We start from the raw sequence: 1,348 nt of genomic DNA, 5'->3' as shown, positions 1-1,348 counted from the left end.
GCAGTGGTCATAGCCACGCACCCGGCCCAGGCTTTGAGCTTCCTCGCCGATGCCACCCCGGATGAGAAAGAAGCGCTGGGCGGCATGCCCTACTCCGTCAACCACACCGTCTTCCACCGCGATCCGGCGGTCCTTCCCGCCGCGGACAATGCCAAGGCGTCCTGGAACTACCGGCTCCCCGGCTGCGACGCCCGCCCCGACAAGGTGCTCGTCAGCTACGACCTCACCCGGCTCCAGCGCCTGCAGCCCGCCGATGGCCAGCCGTATCTGGTGAGCCTTGGCGAGTCCGAACTGATCGGCGAGGAGCAGGTCCTTGAGCGCATGGTGTACGAGCACCCGCAGTACACCCCCGACTCGTTGCGCGCGCAGCAGCGGATCGCAGCCCTGAGTGATAGCCGGATCGCCTACGCCGGTGCCTACCTGGGCTGGGGCTTCCACGAGGACGGTGCATTGTCCGGTGTGCGGGCTGCCGAGCACCTGGGCCGCACCTGGGACGGGCCCGGACTGCAGTCACCCGAGCCCGAACTGCAGACGGCTTCGGAGGGCACATGAGCGCCACGGCAGCCATTTACCGCACCTCCATCTCGCATGTGCGGCAGACCCCGCTGAAGAACGCCTTTACCTACCGGAGCTACAGCTGGTTTGTTGATGTGGACAGGCTCCCCGTTCTGCCGCGGATCCTGCGGCCGCTTGCCGTCTTCCTGGCGGCGGACCACCTCGGCGATCCCAAAGCCACTATCCGCAGCAATGTGGAGGCCTTCCTCCGGACCCGGGGGATAGAGCCCGACGGCGGCGCGATCCGGATGCTGACCAGTGCCCGGGTGTTCGGGCACGTCTTCAACCCGCTCACCCTGTTCTGGTGCTACCGGCAGTCCGGGGACCTGCAGTGCGTCATCGCCGAGGTCCACAACACCTATGGGGAACGCCACTGCTATCTCCTGGACACGGATTCCGCCGGCCGGGCCACTGTGCATAAGGCCTTCTACGTTTCACCGTTCAATGATCTGGCCGGGCTGTACCGCATGAAGGTGCCCGCTCCCCGGGAACGGCTCTCAGTTTCCATCGTCCTGGAGCGGGAGGGGCACCGGCCCTTCGTTGCCACCATGGACGGGGACCGGCGCCCGGCCACCGTGCCGAACATCCTGGCGGCGGCAGTGGCTGTTCCGGCCGCGCCGCTGCTGGTTTCCGCTTTGATCCGGATCCAAGGCGTTAAACTCTGGGCAAGACGCCTGCCCGTCGTCAAAAGGCCACATCACCCCTCACAGGAGGCAGTTCAATGACTATGACCGATGAGAACGGAACGGCTGCAACTGTGGCGGTCGCAGCTGCGAAGTCAGCTGTCCGGCAC

General features: G+C 66.2%; 1 protein-coding gene and 1 pseudogene. Both read left to right on the top strand.

Annotation, left to right across the window (positions count from 1 at the left end; genetic code table 11):
• Positions 1–552 (top strand): annotated as a pseudogene (locus tag DBR22_RS17475) (amine oxidase); the annotation flags it as partial.
• On the top strand, positions 549–1,280 hold the full coding sequence (locus tag DBR22_RS17470; protein WP_108600066.1) for a DUF1365 domain-containing protein: 732 nt from the start codon (positions 549–551) through the stop codon (positions 1,278–1,280). The pseudogene DBR22_RS17475 and the gene DBR22_RS17470, both read left to right, overlap by 4 nt.
• Positions 1,281–1,348: the final 68 nt, after the last annotated feature.

This window comes from Arthrobacter sp. HMWF013 (genome assembly GCF_003061105.1).
In the GTDB taxonomy this organism is placed as follows: Bacteria; Actinomycetota; Actinomycetes; order Actinomycetales; family Micrococcaceae; genus Arthrobacter.
This window is presented reverse-complemented; position numbering and strand designations above follow the sequence as displayed.